Origin of the sequence: Pseudomonas sp. ICMP 10191 (assembly GCF_001467335.1) — a bacterium.
In the GTDB taxonomy this organism is placed as follows: domain Bacteria; phylum Pseudomonadota; class Gammaproteobacteria; order Pseudomonadales; family Pseudomonadaceae; genus Aquipseudomonas; species Aquipseudomonas cerasi.
Genome location: NZ_LKGW01000124.1, coordinates 24,296 through 40,854 on the forward strand (window position 1 = coordinate 24,296; position 16,559 = coordinate 40,854).

Here is a 16,559-nt window from a genome sequence, read left to right on the forward strand (position 1 = left end):
CCACTATGCACGAAACCTTGATACAGGAAGTTACGCCTGACTCAGGGGGCGTGGTTTTGCTCTAAGGGCAGTCGATCCGCGACTGTCATAGAGTGTAGGCGTATCGCCACCGTTCAGTATGCGAAGCTGGTGAGCGGTACTGACCTGTTGCAGCTGGATCAGACTACCATTGCGCTCGTTGAGCGTCTGGCATTCGTTGATCAGTGTATTCAGTTCGTCGGCGGCCAGCAGCAATTGCTCACCGATATCCGACTGGCTGGCCAGTTGCTGGAGACCACTGCGATTGGCTGGCAGGCCCATGCCCGCAAGCACCTGGCTACGCTTGCGGCCGTGCTGGTCGAGAAGAATGACCAGCGCCTGTTTCTGCGCCAGCACCTGCTCCATCTCGCCCATGTCGCGGCCGTGAAGAATCAATGATTCGGCCTGCAACAACTCAAGAAGCTGTCGGGCTGAAACCATGTCGTCAGTGATCATCTGCAGCAAAGTAGTGTCGTGCATCGCATGCTCTGGTTTTTAAGCGTCCAGAATATCCAGCGCCAGCCTTGGCTTAGCGTTGGGTTTCGAAATTCAACAGTTTGCTGGCGACACGGTTGCTGTCCACTGTGTAACTACCGTCGGCGATGGCCTGTTTGAGCTCGGCAACGCGAGCACTGTTGACGGTTGGCAGATCGGTCAGCTTGTCCGTGATTTTCTGCAACTGTTGAGCCTCACTGCTCAAGGAAAAAGTTTCCCCGGTGCTTTTGACACCTGCGGTGACGGCAGGGGCTGGGGCATCGGTTTTGGCGGTGTCTTTACTGGCGCTGGTACGTGAAGTACCGGCAACAGCCTGTGAGTTGTTAAGGCGACTGAAATCTATGACCATGATTGAAAAAACCTCTGGGTGTTTGGACGCTTGCCTTGTTTTCGGCCAACCCCTGTCAAACTTTAGGCTGATTGTGAGAAAGCTTCCCAATAGACGACATTTGCCGTCGGGCATTCCCCGCAGTCTAAAAAAAACACACCCTTCGCGCCACTATCAATGCACTACATAGCGACTTCCACCTGCCCTGGGCCGGTGACACTTGCTTTGATCACCCGCTGGGAATTGAGGTTTTTCACCCGTATCTGTTCGTTGAAGCCTCCATCGGACATTGCTTCGCCGGGCATGCGAACCGCCAGCGAGCCGCTGCGCGCGATGATCACCACCTGATCGCCCTTGTGAACCATTTGTGGCTGTTCAAGCGCCACCGGGGTAATGACCTGGTCGATGACCATTTGTCGGACAACCTTCTGACCGACTGCCTGATCCAGCGACGCCAGGAAACCCTGACCCAGACTGCTGACATCCCGCTCACGCATCGCGACGTCTTCTTCGGTGACGATCGCGTCACGCTTGAGCGGGCGCATCACGGTCACGACGTTGCGATACAGCAATACCTGAGCGGGCACAAACACCGTCCAGGGCGAAGAACCTTCGCAGCGCACGCGCACGGTAACCCGGCCAACCGGGCGCGGACTTTCCAGTGTGGCTGTCAAATCCTTGTCGCAGGCACCCATCCTTAAACGCGGGTCGAGCTGCTTGACCTGTATCTCATGACGCCCGTCAATCTGGTTGGTTGCCAAATAGTCTTCTACTGTGAACTCAAGAAACCCTTGGGTGACGCCGATAAGCTGTTCAGGCAGTGTGAAATTCTCGGCACGAGCGAGGGTCACCGTGCTGGAAAGGCACAGCAGAGCGATTGCGCACAGAAGCCTGCGGGTTTCTAATGCGAGGTGTCGAGAAATTGTCGTCTTTGCGTTCATGACGTAATAAATAGCAAAGCCCGTGCCGCTTGTTGATCTGGTGTCTGGGCGGCGGTCATTTTGTAAGGGGGTTCGGCATGGCAGGTGTAATGGATTCGGTAAACCAGCGAACTCAGCTGGTGGGTCAGAATCGCCTGGAGCTGCTCTTGTTCCGTCTCGACGGCAAGCAGCTCTATGGGATCAACGTCTTCAAAGTGAAAGAAGTACTGCAATGCCCGAAACTCACCATCATGCCCAAATCGAGCAAGATCGTTCGGGGCGTGGCCAATATTCGTGGCGGCACGATCCCGATCATGGATCTGGCAATGGCGACAGGATCCACAGGGATGATTTCGCTGGTTAACTCCTTCGTCATCATTACCGAGTACAACACCAAGGTTCAGGGCTTTCTGGTGCATTCTGTCGAACGCATCGTCAACATGAACTGGGAAGAGATTCATCCACCACCCAAGGGCACCGGGCGCGATCATTACCTGACCGCCGTCACCCGGGTTGATAACCAACTGGTGGAAATCATCGACGTCGAGAAAATTCTCGCCGAAGTCGCGCCAGTGTCCGAAGAAATCTCGGTCGGTGTCATTGACGCCGAGGTTCAGCACAAGGCTGTCTCTATGCGCGTGCTGACGGTCGATGACTCGTCGGTGGCCCGCAAGCAAGTGAGCCGCTGCCTGGAAACCGTCGGGGTGGAGGTCGTCGCGCTCAACGATGGTCGTCAGGCGCTGGACTACCTGCTCAATATGGTCGCAGAAGGCAAAAAGCCTGAAGAAGAGTTCCTGATGATGATCTCCGACATTGAAATGCCGGAGATGGATGGCTATACCCTTACCGCAGCAATACGTAATGATCCACGCATGCAGAAGATGCACATAACCTTGCATACCTCGTTGTCAGGGGTATTCAACCAGGCGATGGTCAAGAAAGTCGGCGCGGATGACTTTCTCGCGAAATTCCGGCCTGATGATCTGGCGGCCAGGGTCGTTGCGCGGATCAATGCAGCAGAATAACCAGCCGGGGGCGTCGTCCCCGGTGATTCACATGATTTGAGAGGCGGCACTTTGTCTACGGGTAATTTGGATTTTGATCAGTTCCGGGTATTTCTGGAAAAAGCCTGTGGCATTCTGCTTGGGGAAAACAAGCAGTACCTGGTGTCCAGCCGCCTCAACAAATTGATGGAGCAGCAAAGCATCAAGTCGCTTGGCGAGTTGGTCCAGCGTATTCAGACCCAGCCGCGCAGTGGTTTGCGCGAGCAGGTCGTCGATGCGATGACCACCAACGAAACCCTGTGGTTTCGCGACACCTATCCGTTCGAAGTGCTGAAGAACAAGGTGCTGCCCGAGCAGATCAAGGCCAGCCCTGGTCAGCGACTGCGCATCTGGTCGGCCGCCTGTTCGTCGGGTCAGGAACCGTATTCGCTGTCGATGTCCATCGACGAGTTCGAGCGTGCCAATCAGGGTCAACTCAAATCGGGCGTGCAGATCGTCGCAACCGATCTGTCGGGCTTGATGCTCAATAACTGCAAGACCGGCGAATACGACAGTCTGGCTATCGGCCGCGGCCTGTCGCCGGATCGTCTGCAGCGCTTTTTTGACGTTAAAAGCCCGGGCCGCTGGGTGGTCAAGGCGCCGATCAAGAGTCGTGTGGAGTTCCGCTCGTTCAACCTGCTCGACAGCTACGCCTCGCTGGGCAAATTCGACATCGTGTTCTGCCGTAACGTATTGATCTACTTCTCCGCTGAAGTGAAGAAAGACATCCTGCTGCGTATCCACGGAACGCTCAAGCCAGGCGGTTACCTGTTTCTGGGGGCTTCCGAAGCACTCAATGGTTTGCCCGATCACTACCAGATGGTTCAGTGCAGCCCCGGGATCATCTATAAGGCCAAGTGACGGTCTGTCAGTTGCCTGCGATGAAAAAAGAGACCTTCGGGTCTCTTTTTTTGTGCGCGGCTGAAAACAGCTTTGATCGTCTGCCCATCGGTTTCATGTTTGCGTACTGTTGCTCACCAGTTTTGCAAAAGCGTTGGCGGCGGCGCTCTGGTAGCCGTTTTTACGCCGCAGCAGCGCAACCGTCCGCCCGGGCAAGGCAGGGATCGTCTGAACTTCGCACAACCCAGGCTGCTCGCGAACGATGGCATCGGGAAGAATGGTCGCCATGCGGCCCTGGGCAACGACCTTGAGCAAAATGGCAATCGAGTTCGCCTCGAGGCCGACCGTCGGCTTGAAGTTCTGCGTATGGCACCAGGCATCCAGCAATTGGCGAGTGGCGAATCCGGGGGCGAGCAAGGCAAAGCGAAGCGTTTGCAGGTCCTCAAGTGTCAGCACGGTCTGTTTTTCGGGGGCAGACTTGGCCATGACCAGGCACAGTTGTTCATCGAACAGAGGCTGGCTGTCTATCTCGACGGCATGACTGCCGGCAAAACCGATGGCCAGATCGAGCGAGTCACTGATCAATGCCTCGGTGATCCGCTCCAGAGGTAGCTCCGTGAGGATGATTGCCACGCCGGGATACAGCGCGCTGAAGCGGTCGATCAGCGGCGCTATCAGGTATTCACTGAAGGTGGGCGTGACGCCGAGGCGCAAGTGTCCGCGTGACAGGTCGCTGACATCGTTGAGCGCACGCTTCCCGGCCTCCAGCTCAAGCAGGCAGCGACGCGCGTGGTCCAGATACACGCGGCCGGCATCGGTCGGCACGACGCTGCGGCGGGTGCGGTCGAACAGTTGCACACCCAGGCTGCTTTCCAGCTGCCTGATCTGTTGCGACAACGCCGGTTGCGAGACATGCAGGGCCTCGGCCGCCCGGGTGAAATTGCCATGATCGGCGACCGCCAGCAAATAACGTATATGGCGTAACAGCATGGCATCACCATAAGTCAGGGTTATGGCGATGATCATAAATCAGTCTTGGATCTTATGGTGATAGTTGCCGATGCTGTGATTGACGTGAATTCATTCCGGAGGGTTACCTATGCCGCACAGCAATATTTCCAGAGCGCCGCGCCAGCATCTGACTGAACGTGTGCTGCAGGCCAAGACTGCAAAGAACCTGACCTGGGCAGGGCTCGCAGAAGGTACGGGGTTGAGCGTGGTGTATGTCACCGCTGCGTTGCTCGGTCAGCACCCTTTGCCGGAAGCGGTGGCCGAGGTGGTCGCCGAGCGTCTCGGGCTGGACAGGGATGCGGTCGCCGAACTGCAAACCATCCCGTTGCGCGGCAATGTCGAAGACGTCTCCAGTGACCCGACGATCTATCGCTTCCACGAAATGGTTCAGGTCTACGGCACAACGCTGAAGGCATTGGTGCATGAGCAGTTCGGCGACGGCATCATCAGCGCAATCAACTTCAAGCTCGACATCAAGAAAGTCGAAGATCCGGAAGGGGGCGAGCGAGCCGTGATCACCCTCGATGGAAAATTTCTGCCCTACAAACCGTTCTGAGGACGCTGGTATGAGTGATAAAGGAAGACCGCCATTTCCACCCTTTACCCTGGAGACGGCTGTCCAGAAAGTCCGTGGCGCCGAGGATGGCTGGAACTCTCGCGATGCGGCTAAAGTTGCGCTGGCCTACACCGAAGACACCTACTGGCGTAACCGCAGCGAGTTCATCAATGGCCGCGCAGAGGCTCAGGCCTTTCTGGAACGCAAGTGGCGCAAGGAACTGGACTACCGGCTGATCAAGGAGCTCTGGGCATTCACGGATAACCGCATAGCCGTGCGCTATGCCTATGAATGGCATGACGACTCCGGCAACTGGTTCCGTTCGTATGGCAACGAAAACTGGGAGTTCGCTGCAAACGGCCTCATGCAGCGGCGCTTTGCCTGCATCAACGATTTGCCGATCGCCGAGTCCGAGCGCAAATACCATTGGCCATTGGGGCGCCGACCGGATGATCACCCGGGTTTGAGTGAGCTGGGTCTCTGATTGAAAGCGCTGTCCGGGCGGAAATGATCGAAAACCGCCCGGACTTTCATTCGGTGGCGGGTGCGTCGGTAGCTGATGCACTGTCGCCAAATAAGCTTTGATCTCTAGCCATGCCTGCGAAAGGATTCTCTCTACCGCCGTTCACGAATTGAGTTGCTTTTTTCGCGTGTGCCAGCAGTTCGGGATCAGTCGTGTCAGGCACCTCGGCATCATTTTTAGCCTTGTTGACGTCGTAGCTTCGGCCAATGATCTGGTCAAGCTTCTCAGCTGCTTTCGCCCCCAGTGCATCATGATCAAGGCTCGCATCTCTTGACGCCGCACGCGTCGCGCTTTCGCTGAGTTGCACAGAAAGAGAAGAAAGTTTGCCTGAGTCCTGCGCTTTGTTTGAGGTGGCAGAAGGGGCACGGGGGGAGGGTGAGGTGGCGGGGGACGCCACAGCTTTCGCGGTGTTAATGACCGGGTTGTTGTGAGTGCCTATTGAGTCGACCAAGATGAAGCTCCTTTCCAATTCCCAATCCTTGTGCGCTTGAGTGTATCGGTCATCACCACAATCCTGTAGTGCAGATACGAGATTCGCCAACGCTGCCCCCATACTGGCAAAAAAACGGCACCCACCTTGCCGCTTTGCCCCTCCACAGCGGAAATGCCTTGCCGCTTTTCTGGCATTGCCGCCTCGCCGCCGCCTGTGGGCCCTGCAATCATTGGCTTTTACAACATGGCACGCTGATTGCTTTGTCAGTAACAACAGAATCAGGTCAACCGGCAAAGGTTTCCCGAAATGAGCATCAGCTTCGATAAAGCGCTAGGCATACATGAAAAGGCTCTGAACTTCCGGGCTCAGCGTGCAGAGGTGTTGGCCAACAACATCTCCAACGCCGACACCCCGAACTTCAAGGCTCGCGATCTGGACTTCTCGTCGGTGCTGGCTGCCGAAAACGACAAGGTGCAGAACGGTCATTTCGCGCTGAACAAGACCAACAGCCGTCATATCGAAGCCGAGGGCATGGGCAATGACGACGGTACGCTGATGTATCGCACGCCGTCGCAGCCTTCGCTGGACCAGAACACCGTTGATTCCCAGGTCGAGCAGGCCAGCTACACCGAGAACGCCATGGGCTTCCAGGCCAGCTTCACATTGCTCAACAGCAAGTTCAAGGGGCTGGTTGCAGCCCTTCGCGGAGAATAATTCATGTCACTAGCCAATGTGTTCAACATTGCCGGTAGCGCCATGAGTGCCCAGACCACGCGTCTGAACACCACGGCCAGTAACATCGCCAACGCCGAGACCGTGTCTTCGAGCATGGACCAGACCTACCGCGCCCGTCACCCGGTGTTCGCCACCGTGATGCAGGGTCAGCAGTCCACAGGTGGTTCGTTGTTCCAGGACCAGGGCGAAGCCGGGCAGGGCGTTCAGGTCAACGGCATCATCGAAGACAGCTCGAACCTGGAAGCACGTTACGAGCCCAATCATCCTTCCGCTGACAAGGACGGGTATGTCTATTACCCCAACGTCAATGTCGTGGAAGAAATGGCCGACATGATTTCTGCCAGCCGGTCTTTCCAGACCAACGCAGAAATCATGAACACCGCTAAATCCATGATGCAGAAGGTTCTGACCCTCGGTCAGTGATAGAAGGCGAAAGTTATGGCCGTTGATAACACCTCAGCAACCAGCGTCTCATCGACATTCCTGAATACGCTGCAGAACCCGACACCGACCAAGACGGACTCTACCGGTACGTTGGGCAAGGATTCGTTTCTGCAACTGCTGGTCACGCAGATGAAGAACCAGAATCCTCTGGACCCGCAGGACAACACGCAGTTCGTGGCGCAACTGGCGCAGTTCAGCAGCCTTGAAAGCATGCAGAACCTGACATCGACGGTGGATACGATCGCCAGCAGCTACAAGTCGTCGCAGGCCTTGCAGGCCTCGTCACTGGTCGGTCGCTCGGTGATCATTGATGCGAGCAGTACTTCGGTCGATACCACCAAAGGCCTGACCGGTTCGATCGTGGTGCCGGGCGAAAGCTCGCTGACGACCGTCAAGGTGTACGACGCGCAATCGAATCTGGTCGACAGTGTCGACCTGGGCACGCAAAAAGCCGGTACCACCAGCTTTGCCTGGGACGGTACGGACTCAAGCGGTACCCAGCTGCCATCGGGCACTTACAGCTTCAAGGCTGAAGGCTCGGTGGAAGGCAAGAACACGCAGTTTTCAACTTACCTGCCCGCCACGGTCAACAGTGTCACGCTGGGTGTCAATGGCGCAGAAACAACGCTTAACCTGGCCAGCGGCAGTGTCGCCCTGTCCAAAGTTCAAACTATCGGATTGTAGAGCCGCTACGGCGCAGGAGTGAAACATGTCTTTCAATATCGGCCTTAGTGGGCTCTATGCTGCAAACAAAAGTCTCGACGTTACCGGCAACAACATTGCCAACGTCGCGACAACCGGTTTCAAATCGTCACGTGCCGAGTTCGCTGATCAATATGCTCAGTCGATTCGCGGTACTTCCGGCAATACCAGCGTCGGCAGTGGCGTGACTACCGCTGCGGTTTCCCAGCAGTTCTCCCAGGGCAGTCTGACCACCGGAACAGCCAACAGTCTGGACCTTGCCATCAATGGCGACGGGTTCTTCATGCTCAGCAATAACGGTGAGAAGCTGTATACCCGTGCCGGTGCATTCCACACCGACAAGGAAGGCTATGTCGTCAACAGCAGCAACATGAAGCTGCAGGGTTACAACGTTGACGCCAATGGCTCAGTGGTGACTGGCGCGCTCAGCGATCTGCGTGTGAACGCGTCCAACCTGGAGCCCAAGGCGACGACCACAATCACCAACTCCGCCAACCTGAACTCGACAACCGCGCTGCCGACCGTTTCGACGTTCGATGCCACCGACACCAATAGCTACAACGTCAAGTACAGCACCCCGACTTACGACACTCAGGGTAATGCGCATACCCTGGATCAGTATTTCGTCAAGACCGGCACCAATACTTGGTCGATGTATTCCCTGATGGACGGGCGCAGCATTTCCGATCCGACGTCCACCACGCCGGACAAGAATAACCTGACATTCGACTCCTCGGGCAATTTGGTGACCACTGCCGGCGGCTCTGTTCCTACCGACAGCGCCAACATCAAGTTCAATGCTGACGGTACATTCGCCGTGACCAACTGGGTGCCTGGCGTGCAGGTCGGTACTGGCACGACAGCTACCTGGGCAGCCAACGGTGCGACGGGCGCTGCTTCGATCAAGCTGGACATGTCGAGCACTACCCAGACCGCTTCGGTATCCGGTCTGCTCAAACAGGATCAGAATGGCTACGCCACTGGCCAGCTGAGCGGCATGAACGTTGACTCGAGCGGCAACCTGTTCGCCACTTATACCAACGGCAAGTCGCAGGTGATCGGTCAGACTTCGCTGACCAGCTTCGCCAACGTGCAGGGTCTGGCGCAGGCCGGCGGCACCAACTGGCGTGAAACGTTCGCTTCCGGTGTACCGGTGAGCGGCGCACCACAGTCGGGTACGCTGGGTTACATCACCGGTCAGGCGCTGGAAGAGTCCAACGTCGACCTGACCATGGAACTGGTTAACCTGATCAAGGCGCAGAGCAACTATCAGGCTAACGCCAAGACCATTTCCACCCAAAGCACCATCATGCAGACCACTATTCAGATGACGTAATACGCGTTGTTTGATACGTGCTGAAAGAGCCCCTGTAAAAAGGGGCTTTTTTATGGGTGTCTGCAAAGTATTTTGTCATGTCTTTTTTAGTGCTGAAAGTTACGGATTACTCCCTCAGCCTACTTGGAAACTTCCTACGCACGATGGTGTGAGAATAAAACTCCTCTATGAATTGCCTTTATGGCAAGGGAGTTCTCATGTCATTCAATACAGCGATCAGCGGTATTCAGGCTGCCAATAAACGACTGGAAGTAGCGGGTAATAATATTGCCAACGTCGGCACCTTGGGGTTCAAGTCGTCTCGTGCGCAGTTTTCTGCTCTATATGCGTCCGCACAGTTGGGGGCCGGGCAGCACGCTGTCGGGGATGGCGTACGACTTGCTTCGGTGCAGCAGAATTTCAATCAGGGTGAAACCGTGATCAGTTCCGGCAATGCGTTGGATATGCGTATTCAGGGCAACGGTTTTTTTGTGGTCAGTGATCAGGGTTCACTGGCCTATACCCGGGCCGGCGCCTTTCTGAAGGATGCTGCCAACTTTGTCGTCGACAGCGATGGTGGGCGTTTGCAGGGTTATGCCGCAAACGACAAGGGCGAGATTGCCAGTGGTATCCGCACGGACTTGCAGATCGATACGTCCAACGTCGGTGCTCGGGCCACGACCCGGGTGGCCGAAACCATCAATCTGGATGCCTCGCTGCCGTCACTCGCCCGCTTGCCGACCTTTGACCCGGACAACCCCGCGACCTATACACGGGTTGCCACCCGGACCATCCAGGATGTGGGGATCACTCCGGTGCCCGCAGCCGACCATGAACTCAAGCAGTATTTCGTCAAGACCGAGGCTGATCAGTGGTCGATGTATGTACTGGTGGACGGGCGCAACCCGGTGGATCCCGACAGCGTAGCGCCGTTGCAGGTAAGCCTTGAGCTGAAGCCTGACGGTTCCCTGTCGTACAGCGGCAATGATCAGCATCTGCGCAAGCTTTCGGACACCGAGTTTGCCTTGCAGGGTTGGGTGCCTGCCGCGCAGGTCAATGGCGCCTGGGCGGCAAATGGCTCCCTGAACGGCGGGGCTGTTTCGTTGCCGTTGAGCGACGCCGGGGCCAGTCTGCTCGATCCGGGCGATACGGTCATGCATCGGCCGGTTCCGCACTTCAACCCCGCAGATCTGAACACCTATAGCAGGATGTTCGGTAACCAGATCTTTGACAGTCAGGGCAACACCCATGAGCTGAAACAATATTTCGTGAAGGATGGCACCAACAGCTGGCGCCTGCACGTACTGATCGACGATCGAAACCCGCAGAACTCCGGGTCCACCACGCCGCTGACGGCAAACATCGTCTTCGATTCCCATGGCGCCGTCGCGTCGTTGACCGGCAGTCCGGGCCTGAGCAGCAATGGCGATCAGCTGAAGCTCACGGGCTGGTCGCCTGTGAGGGCGGTTGATCCTGGCACCGGTCGCGAGCGCTGGATATCCAATGGAGCGGCTGGCAGCGCTGACGGCATCACCATCGACTTCACCCATCTGCTTCAGCACAACGCTGCCAGTTCGCGCTCCGCCGCATATGTGGATGGCCATTCGGCAGGGGAATTGAAAAGCCTCGACGTTGGCCGGGACGGCATTCTGCGTGCCGGGTTTACCAATGGCATGACTAAAGATATCGGTCAGGTGATGCTCGCCAGTTTCGCCAATCCGCATGGCTTGCAGCCGCGTAGCGATACACGCTGGACCGCCACTGCCGATTCCGGAGTGGCTGAATATGATGTGCCGGGCGTCGGTACGCTGGGCGGCATCGTCAGTGGCGCGCTGGAAGGTTCGAACGTCGTGCTGGCCGATGAGCTGATTGCGCTGATCCAGGCCCAGACGGCCTATCAAGCCAACTCCAAGGCGATATCCACCGAAGTGACGCTGATGCAGACACTGATCCAGTCGACCTGATCAGATCGAGCAGTCGGCTTTGATGAAGTGGCCTTTCAAGCGTTTCCAGCCTGGGCCCGGGCTGGCCTGGGCGCAGACGATCCGGCTGTCGCCCTGCCATTTGTAATAGTAGGCGGGAGCGGCCTGAGAGAGCAGGGCAAAGGTGATCAGGCTCGCGCTCGCGATACCGATGATGCACGCACGAAAAGGCATGACGGTTCCCGGTCACGGTTGCGGTGTCGGCAAGATTATCACTGTCGATCCGGTTCTCGGCGCAGTTCGATGAAGTTTTTTTGGCGGTGTTTCCTGTCTGGCAAGCGGCAGGCGGCAGTCCACCGCCGCTATTGGTTGGCGCTCTTTCCTCAAGCCATCGGCGATCGCCAGTTTTTACTGGCTAATCAGGCATTTGTATCGAGCCTGACAAGTTGGTTCAAAAATTGCTTTAACCCTTTCAGAACAGCTACAGGCGGCAAGCGTCTGTCGGAGGAGGAAGACTGTGGACAAGTTGCTTTACGTCGCAATGAGCGGTGCATCCGAAAACGCGATCGCGCAAAAGGCTCATGCCAACAACCTGGCAAACGTCTCGACCAACGGTTTCATGCGGGACCTGGAACAGGCCCGCTCGATGCCGGTGTTTGGCGAGGTCATGCCATCGCGAGCCTACGCCATGAGCGAGCGTCCCGGGACCGACTTTTCCGCCGGTGCGATGGTGCAGACCGGTCGTGAGCTGGACATCGCCGTCAAGGGTGATGGCTGGATCGCAGTGCAGACCCCCGACGGCGGTGAAGCCTACACCCGCAGTTCGGGCATGAACATCGATGCCCTGGGCGTGTTGCGCGACGGCAGTGGTTTGCCGGTTATGGGCAACGGCGGTCCGATTGCCGTGCCGCCTCAGCAGCAGATCGAGATCGGCGCCGACGGCACGATCAGTATTCGTTCGCTGGGCGAGAGTCCTCAGGTGATGGCGCAGGTCGACCGCATCAAGCTGGTCAAGCCTGACCTGAAGACCATGGAGAAGGGCCCTGATGGCCTGATCCACACCAAGACCGGCCGGCCTGCCGATGCAGATGCCACCGTTCAGGTCGAGTCCGGCTTTCTGCAGGCGAGCAACGTCAATGCGGTCGAGGAAATGACCTCGGTACTGGCCTTGTCCCGTCAATTCGAATTGCACGTCAAGATGATGAAGACCGCCGAAGAAGACGATCAGTCTATGGCTCGCGTCTTGCAACTTGGCTAATCAATGACAGCTTGCGCCGACAAACCGGCGCTCGAGGAGAACACACATGCTTCCTGCACTATACGTCGCCAAAACCGGTCTTGCCGCTCAGGACACCAACCTGACCACCATCTCCAACAACCTGGCGAACGTCTCGACCACCGGTTTCAAGAGTGACCGGGCCGAGTTCCAGGACCTGCTGTATCAGATCAAACGCCAGCCGGGTGCCCAGTCCACTCAGGACAGCGAACTGCCTTCCGGCCTGCAACTGGGTACCGGTGTGCGTATTGTCGGCACGCAGAAGAACTTCACTGCCGGTAGCCTGCAGACCACCAACAACCCGCTGGACCTGGCGGTCAACGGTCGTGGTTTCTTTCAGGTGACCCAGCCGGACGGCACCATTGCCTACAGCCGTGACGGTACGTTCCACCTCGACGCCAACGGCCAGATCGTCACGGCCAACGGTTATGCCCTCGAGCCTGCGATCGTCGTTCCGCAGAACGCCCAGACTTTTACGGTCGGTCAGGACGGTACTGTTTCCGTCACGCTGGCAGGCGCAACCGCTACGCCGCAGATCATCGGCAATATCCAGACCGCCGACTTCATCAACCCCGCCGGCCTGCAGGCCATCGGTGGCAACCTGTACCTGGAAACCGGTTCGAGCGGCGCGCCGCAGATCGGCACCCCTGGCCTTAACGGCCTTGGCCCGACCCTGCAGAACACCCTTGAAAACTCCAACGTCAGCACCGTTGAGGAACTGGTCAACATGATCACTACCCAGCGCGCCTACGAGATGAACTCCAAAGTGATCTCGACCGCTGACCAGATGCTGCAAAACCTGACTCAGAACCTGTAAGTCCTTGATGTCGCTGCTCGTAGAACCGCTCAATCCGATGGGGCGCCTGATAAGCGCCTGTTACACCGCGAGGTTTCAAGTGTCATGAACCGCCTTAGTGTTCCGCGTTTTTCAGTGTTGATCGCTTCATTGTGCGGGATCACCCTGCTGTCCGGCTGTGTTGCGCCGACGGCCAAGCCCAATGACCCTTATTACGCTCCGGTGTTGCCGCGTACGCCCATGTCGGCGGCTGCCAACAATGGCGCCATCTATCAGGCCGGTTTCGAGCAGAACCTGTACGGCGACCGCAAGGCCTTCCGTATTGGCGACATCATCACCATCACGCTTTCCGAGCGTATGGCGGCGAGCAAGGCGGCCACTTCGGCGATGACCAAGGACAGCACCAACAGCATTGGTCTGACCTCGCTGTTCGGTTCGGGTCTGACCACCAACAACCCGATTGGCGGTAACGACCTGAGCCTGAACGCTGGTTACAACGGCGCGCGGACTACCAAGGGTGATGGCAAGGCCGCACAGAGCAACAGTCTGACCGGCTCGGTCACCGTGACGGTTGCGGATGTGCTGCCCAACGGCATTCTGGCGGTGCGTGGCGAGAAGTGGATGACCCTCAATACCGGTGACGAACTGGTGCGGATTGCCGGCCTGGTCCGGGCTGACGACATCGCGACCGATAATACCGTGTCGTCCACCCGTATCGCCGATGCACGTATTACCTATTCGGGGACCGGAGCCTTTGCCGATACCAGCCAGCCAGGCTGGTTCGACCGGTTCTTCCTCAGCCCGTTGTTCCCTTTCTGATAGCGGGATAGACATGATCAAGCTCAAGCAACTGATAGCGGCGACCTTGTTGTTGTCCACAGCGTTCGGCGTGCATGCCGAGCGTCTGAAGGACATCGCAAGCATCTCCGGCGTACGGGCCAACCAGTTGATCGGTTACGGTCTGGTCGTGGGTCTCAACGGTACAGGTGACCAGACCACCCAGACCCCGTTCACCCTGCAGACCTTCAACAACATGCTGTCGCAGTTCGGCATCAAGGTGCCGTCGGGTTCGGGCACCGTGCAGCTGAAAAACGTCGCGGCGGTTGCGGTGTACGCAGATTTGCCAGCGTTCGCCAAACCGGGCCAGACGGTCGATATCACTGTTTCCTCGATCGGTAACTCCAAAAGCCTGCGCGGTGGTGCGCTGTTGATGACACCGATGAAAGGTGTCGACGGCAACGTTTACGCCATCGCTCAGGGCAACCTGGTGGTCGGCGGTTTCGACGCGGAAGGCCGTGACGGCTCGAAGATTACCGTCAACGTTCCGTCGTCGGGTCGAATCCCCGGTGGTGCGTCGGTAGAACGCGCTGTACCGAGCGGCTTCAACCAGGGCAACACCCTGACGCTGAACCTGAATCGCTCCGACTTCACCACTGCCAAGCGCGTCGTGGACAAGATCAACGACATGCTTGGCCCTGGCGTCGCTCAGGCGCTGGACGGTGGTTCGGTGCGCGTGACTGCGCCGCTCGACCCAAGCCAGCGTGTGGATTACCTGTCGATTCTGGAAAACCTGGAAATCGATCCGGGCCAGACCGCTGCCAAGGTCATCATCAATTCGCGGACCGGCACCATCGTCATCGGCCAGAACGTCAAGGTTTCACCTGCCGCCGTCACCCACGGCAGCCTGACCGTGACCATCACCGAAGACCCGATCGTCAGCCAGCCGGGCGCATTGTCCGGCGGACAGACGGCGGTAGTGCCTCGCTCGCGGGTTAACGCCCAGCAGGAACTGCACCCGATGTTCAAGTTCGGTCCAGGCACCACGCTGGATGAGATCGTTCGCGCGGTCAATCAGGTGGGCGCTGCGCCCGGTGACCTGATGGCCATCCTCGAAGCCCTTAAGCAGGCCGGCGCGTTGCAAGCCGACCTGATCGTGATCTGAGGATTCGAGCATGGATATGCCCAAGAGCGGAATTTCGTCGGCGGTCGATTCGGGTGCCTACACCGACGTCAACCGTCTGGCGTCGCTGAAGCATGGCGACAAGGACAGTGTGGAAAACCAGAAGAAGGTGGCCCGCGAGTTCGAGTCGCTGTTCGTCAGCCAGATGCTCAAGGCCATGCGCTCGGCCAACGAAGTGCTGGCCAAGGACAATCCGATGAACACCCCGGCCACGCGGCAGTATCAGGATATGTATGACCAGCAGTTGGCGGTCACGCTGTCCACCCGTGGCAACGGTATCGGTTTGCAGGACGTGCTGATGCGCCAATTGTCGAAAGACAAGGGGATAAACCACGCTGCGCCGGTCAATACGACCGACGCTGCAACGGCCGCTACTGACGCTGCGCCGGCCAAGACCGGTCTGGCGACCAGCGTCTATCAGCGTCCGTTGTGGGCCACGCGCTCGGCGGCTGCCGATCAGGCGGCGGCTGCGGCCTCGGCGTCCGGAGAAGGGCGCAACGACATGGCGCTGCTCAATGCGCGTCGTCTGTCGCTGCCCGCCAAACTCACCGATCGTCTGCTGGCCGGCATCGTGCCTTCTGCCACCACAGCCGTCAGCAACAGCCCGGTGCCGGCTCGTGCGACAGCCGGTACTTCAGGCAACAACGGCGACTGGACACTCGATCCGAACCTGGCCCCCGCGCCGGAATACGTGCGCTCCATGGCCCAGCCACCGCTGGCACCGGCCAAGCGCGCGTTCAGCAACGCCGATCAGTTCGTCGAAACCATGTTGCCACTGGCCAAGGAAGCCGCAGCGCGTATCGGCGTCGACCCGGTCATGCTGGTGGCGCAGGCGGCACTGGAAACCGGTTGGGGCAAATCGATCATGCGTCAGCAGGACGGTAGCAGCAGTCACAACCTGTTCGGCATCAAGGCGGCGGGCAGCTGGAAGGGTGCCGAAGCGCGTGCGATCACCAGCGAGTTCCGCGACGGCAAGATGGTCAAGGAAACGGCGGATTTCCGTTCCTATGATTCCTACGCCGACAGCTTCCACGACCTGGTCAGTCTGTTGCAGAACAACAGCCGCTATAAAGAAGTGGTCAATTCGGCCGATAAACCGGAACAGTTTGTAAAAGAATTGCAGAAGGCCGGTTACGCCACTGACCCGGACTATGCCAGCAAGATTTCGCAGATTGCGAAGCAGATGAAGAGTTACCAGACTTACGCCGCTGCAGCGGGCTCTTCCACGACTTTATAAGGTTT

At 57.9% G+C, this 16,559-nt stretch carries 20 protein-coding genes; 14 read left to right on the plus strand and 6 right to left on the minus strand.

From position 1 onward, the window contains the following. Positions 1–30 precede the first annotated feature (30 nt). The 3 genes from AO388_RS18495 to flgA all read right to left on the minus strand — a co-directional run bounded on the left by AO388_RS18495 (position 31) and on the right by flgA (position 1,782). Positions 31–498: a flagella synthesis protein FlgN gene (locus AO388_RS18495; protein ID WP_003370050.1), complete on the minus strand. Its 468-nt coding sequence runs from the start codon at positions 496–498 to the stop codon at positions 31–33. A 49-nt stretch (positions 499–547) separates the two neighbouring features. Continuing rightward, entirely contained in the window at positions 548–862 is a 315-nt protein-coding gene (flgM, locus tag AO388_RS18500; protein WP_003370051.1) for a flagellar biosynthesis anti-sigma factor FlgM, read from the minus strand. Positions 863–1,023: 161 nt separating this feature from the next. After that, positions 1,024–1,782 carry a flagellar basal body P-ring formation chaperone FlgA gene (gene flgA / locus AO388_RS18505; RefSeq protein ID WP_003417867.1) on the minus strand — a complete coding sequence of 253 codons (759 nt, stop codon included), beginning with the start codon at positions 1,780–1,782 and terminating at the stop codon, positions 1,024–1,026. A 77-nt stretch (positions 1,783–1,859) separates the two neighbouring features. Between flgA and AO388_RS18510 the strand changes: the two genes are divergently transcribed. Next, positions 1,860–2,786: a chemotaxis protein CheV gene (locus AO388_RS18510; RefSeq protein ID WP_003436070.1), complete on the plus strand. Its 927-nt coding sequence runs from the start codon at positions 1,860–1,862 to the stop codon at positions 2,784–2,786. Positions 2,787–2,837: 51 nt separating this feature from the next. Further along, positions 2,838–3,665 carry a protein-glutamate O-methyltransferase CheR gene (gene cheR / locus AO388_RS18515; RefSeq protein ID WP_003347319.1) on the plus strand — a complete coding sequence of 276 codons (828 nt, stop codon included), beginning with the start codon at positions 2,838–2,840 and terminating at the stop codon, positions 3,663–3,665. A gap of 93 nt (positions 3,666–3,758) precedes the next feature. Here cheR and cynR read toward each other — a convergent pair whose 3' ends face one another. Beyond that, entirely contained in the window at positions 3,759–4,670 is a 912-nt protein-coding gene (gene cynR / locus AO388_RS18520; RefSeq protein WP_003436073.1) for a transcriptional regulator CynR, read from the minus strand. A 73-nt stretch (positions 4,671–4,743) separates the two neighbouring features. Between cynR and cynS the strand changes: the two genes are divergently transcribed. Both cynS and AO388_RS18530 read left to right on the plus strand, forming a co-directional pair. Beyond that, entirely contained in the window at positions 4,744–5,211 is a 468-nt protein-coding gene (cynS, locus tag AO388_RS18525) for a cyanase (protein ID WP_003370061.1), read from the plus strand. Between the two features lie 10 nt (positions 5,212–5,221). Next, positions 5,222–5,695, plus strand: a complete 474-nt coding sequence (locus AO388_RS18530; protein ID WP_003370064.1) for a nuclear transport factor 2 family protein — start codon at positions 5,222–5,224, stop codon at positions 5,693–5,695. Positions 5,696–5,741: 46 nt separating this feature from the next. On the opposite strand, the gene AO388_RS18535 is transcribed toward AO388_RS18530, so the two are convergent. Then, positions 5,742–6,185, minus strand: a complete 444-nt coding sequence (locus tag AO388_RS18535) for a hypothetical protein (protein WP_129484921.1) — start codon at positions 6,183–6,185, stop codon at positions 5,742–5,744. Between the two features lie 288 nt (positions 6,186–6,473). Here AO388_RS18535 and flgB point away from each other — a divergent pair, with 288 nt between their 5' ends. From flgB to AO388_RS18560, 5 genes are all read left to right on the plus strand, one after another. Continuing rightward, entirely contained in the window at positions 6,474–6,881 is a 408-nt protein-coding gene (gene flgB / locus AO388_RS18540; RefSeq protein ID WP_003370068.1) for a flagellar basal body rod protein FlgB, read from the plus strand. Between the two features lie 3 nt (positions 6,882–6,884). Next, positions 6,885–7,325, plus strand: coding sequence for a flagellar basal body rod protein FlgC (gene flgC / locus AO388_RS18545; protein ID WP_002554316.1), 441 nt, complete (start codon positions 6,885–6,887; stop codon positions 7,323–7,325). A 15-nt stretch (positions 7,326–7,340) separates the two neighbouring features. Continuing rightward, positions 7,341–8,030 (plus strand): flagellar hook assembly protein FlgD, encoded by a 690-nt coding sequence (flgD, locus tag AO388_RS18550; RefSeq protein WP_003370069.1) that lies wholly within the window; start codon positions 7,341–7,343, stop codon positions 8,028–8,030. A 25-nt stretch (positions 8,031–8,055) separates the two neighbouring features. Beyond that, positions 8,056–9,384: a flagellar hook protein FlgE gene (flgE, locus tag AO388_RS18555; protein WP_003436076.1), complete on the plus strand. Its 1,329-nt coding sequence runs from the start codon at positions 8,056–8,058 to the stop codon at positions 9,382–9,384. A 197-nt stretch (positions 9,385–9,581) separates the two neighbouring features. Continuing rightward, complete coding sequence (locus tag AO388_RS18560; RefSeq protein WP_003370075.1) at positions 9,582–11,327, plus strand: flagellar hook protein FlgE; 1,746 nt, start codon at positions 9,582–9,584, stop codon at positions 11,325–11,327. Here the strand turns inward: AO388_RS18560 and AO388_RS18565 are convergent, their stop codons facing one another. Beyond that, positions 11,328–11,519 (minus strand): hypothetical protein, encoded by a 192-nt coding sequence (locus AO388_RS18565; RefSeq protein WP_003370077.1) that lies wholly within the window; start codon positions 11,517–11,519, stop codon positions 11,328–11,330. Positions 11,520–11,802: 283 nt separating this feature from the next. Between AO388_RS18565 and AO388_RS18570 the strand changes: the two genes are divergently transcribed. The 5 genes from AO388_RS18570 (at position 11,803) to flgJ (ending at position 16,554) form a co-directional block, all read left to right on the plus strand. Further along, positions 11,803–12,543: a flagellar basal body rod protein FlgF gene (locus AO388_RS18570; RefSeq protein ID WP_003370079.1), complete on the plus strand. Its 741-nt coding sequence runs from the start codon at positions 11,803–11,805 to the stop codon at positions 12,541–12,543. A 46-nt stretch (positions 12,544–12,589) separates the two neighbouring features. Continuing rightward, positions 12,590–13,378, plus strand: coding sequence for a flagellar basal-body rod protein FlgG (gene flgG, locus AO388_RS18575; RefSeq protein ID WP_003412455.1), 789 nt, complete (start codon positions 12,590–12,592; stop codon positions 13,376–13,378). 84 nt (positions 13,379–13,462) lie between these two features. Next, on the plus strand, positions 13,463–14,176 hold the full coding sequence (gene flgH, locus AO388_RS18580) for a flagellar basal body L-ring protein FlgH (RefSeq protein ID WP_003370084.1): 714 nt from the start codon (positions 13,463–13,465) through the stop codon (positions 14,174–14,176). A 13-nt stretch (positions 14,177–14,189) separates the two neighbouring features. Next, positions 14,190–15,299: a flagellar basal body P-ring protein FlgI gene (locus AO388_RS18585; RefSeq protein WP_003436081.1), complete on the plus strand. Its 1,110-nt coding sequence runs from the start codon at positions 14,190–14,192 to the stop codon at positions 15,297–15,299. A gap of 10 nt (positions 15,300–15,309) precedes the next feature. Continuing rightward, on the plus strand, positions 15,310–16,554 hold the full coding sequence (flgJ, locus tag AO388_RS18590; RefSeq protein ID WP_003436082.1) for a flagellar assembly peptidoglycan hydrolase FlgJ: 1,245 nt from the start codon (positions 15,310–15,312) through the stop codon (positions 16,552–16,554). The last annotated feature ends 5 nt before the right edge of the window (positions 16,555–16,559 follow it).

Excerpts from the sequence above, each read along its gene's own strand:
- AO388_RS18495 (WP_003370050.1), bottom strand. The coding sequence starts at position 498 with ATGCACGACACTACTTTGCTGCAGATGATCACTGACGACATGGTTTCA.
- AO388_RS18585 (WP_003436081.1), top strand. The coding sequence starts at position 14,190 with ATGATCAAGCTCAAGCAACTGATAGCGGCGACCTTGTTGTTGTCCACA.
- cynR (WP_003436073.1), bottom strand. The coding sequence starts at position 4,670 with ATGATCATCGCCATAACCCTGACTTATGGTGATGCCATGCTGTTACGC.
- flgC (WP_002554316.1), top strand. The coding sequence starts at position 6,885 with ATGTCACTAGCCAATGTGTTCAACATTGCCGGTAGCGCCATGAGTGCC.
- flgA (WP_003417867.1), bottom strand. The coding sequence starts at position 1,782 with ATGAACGCAAAGACGACAATTTCTCGACACCTCGCATTAGAAACCCGC.
- AO388_RS18565 (WP_003370077.1), bottom strand. The coding sequence starts at position 11,519 with ATGCCTTTTCGTGCGTGCATCATCGGTATCGCGAGCGCGAGCCTGATC.
- flgB (WP_003370068.1), top strand. The coding sequence starts at position 6,474 with ATGAGCATCAGCTTCGATAAAGCGCTAGGCATACATGAAAAGGCTCTG.
- flgM (WP_003370051.1), bottom strand. The coding sequence starts at position 862 with ATGGTCATAGATTTCAGTCGCCTTAACAACTCACAGGCTGTTGCCGGT.
- AO388_RS18510 (WP_003436070.1), top strand. The coding sequence starts at position 1,860 with ATGGCAGGTGTAATGGATTCGGTAAACCAGCGAACTCAGCTGGTGGGT.
- flgJ (WP_003436082.1), top strand. The coding sequence starts at position 15,310 with ATGGATATGCCCAAGAGCGGAATTTCGTCGGCGGTCGATTCGGGTGCC.
- AO388_RS18560 (WP_003370075.1), top strand. The coding sequence starts at position 9,582 with ATGTCATTCAATACAGCGATCAGCGGTATTCAGGCTGCCAATAAACGA.
- flgH (WP_003370084.1), top strand. The coding sequence starts at position 13,463 with ATGAACCGCCTTAGTGTTCCGCGTTTTTCAGTGTTGATCGCTTCATTG.
- cynS (WP_003370061.1), top strand. The coding sequence starts at position 4,744 with ATGCCGCACAGCAATATTTCCAGAGCGCCGCGCCAGCATCTGACTGAA.
- flgE (WP_003436076.1), top strand. The coding sequence starts at position 8,056 with ATGTCTTTCAATATCGGCCTTAGTGGGCTCTATGCTGCAAACAAAAGT.
- flgG (WP_003412455.1), top strand. The coding sequence starts at position 12,590 with ATGCTTCCTGCACTATACGTCGCCAAAACCGGTCTTGCCGCTCAGGAC.
- flgD (WP_003370069.1), top strand. The coding sequence starts at position 7,341 with ATGGCCGTTGATAACACCTCAGCAACCAGCGTCTCATCGACATTCCTG.
- AO388_RS18530 (WP_003370064.1), top strand. The coding sequence starts at position 5,222 with ATGAGTGATAAAGGAAGACCGCCATTTCCACCCTTTACCCTGGAGACG.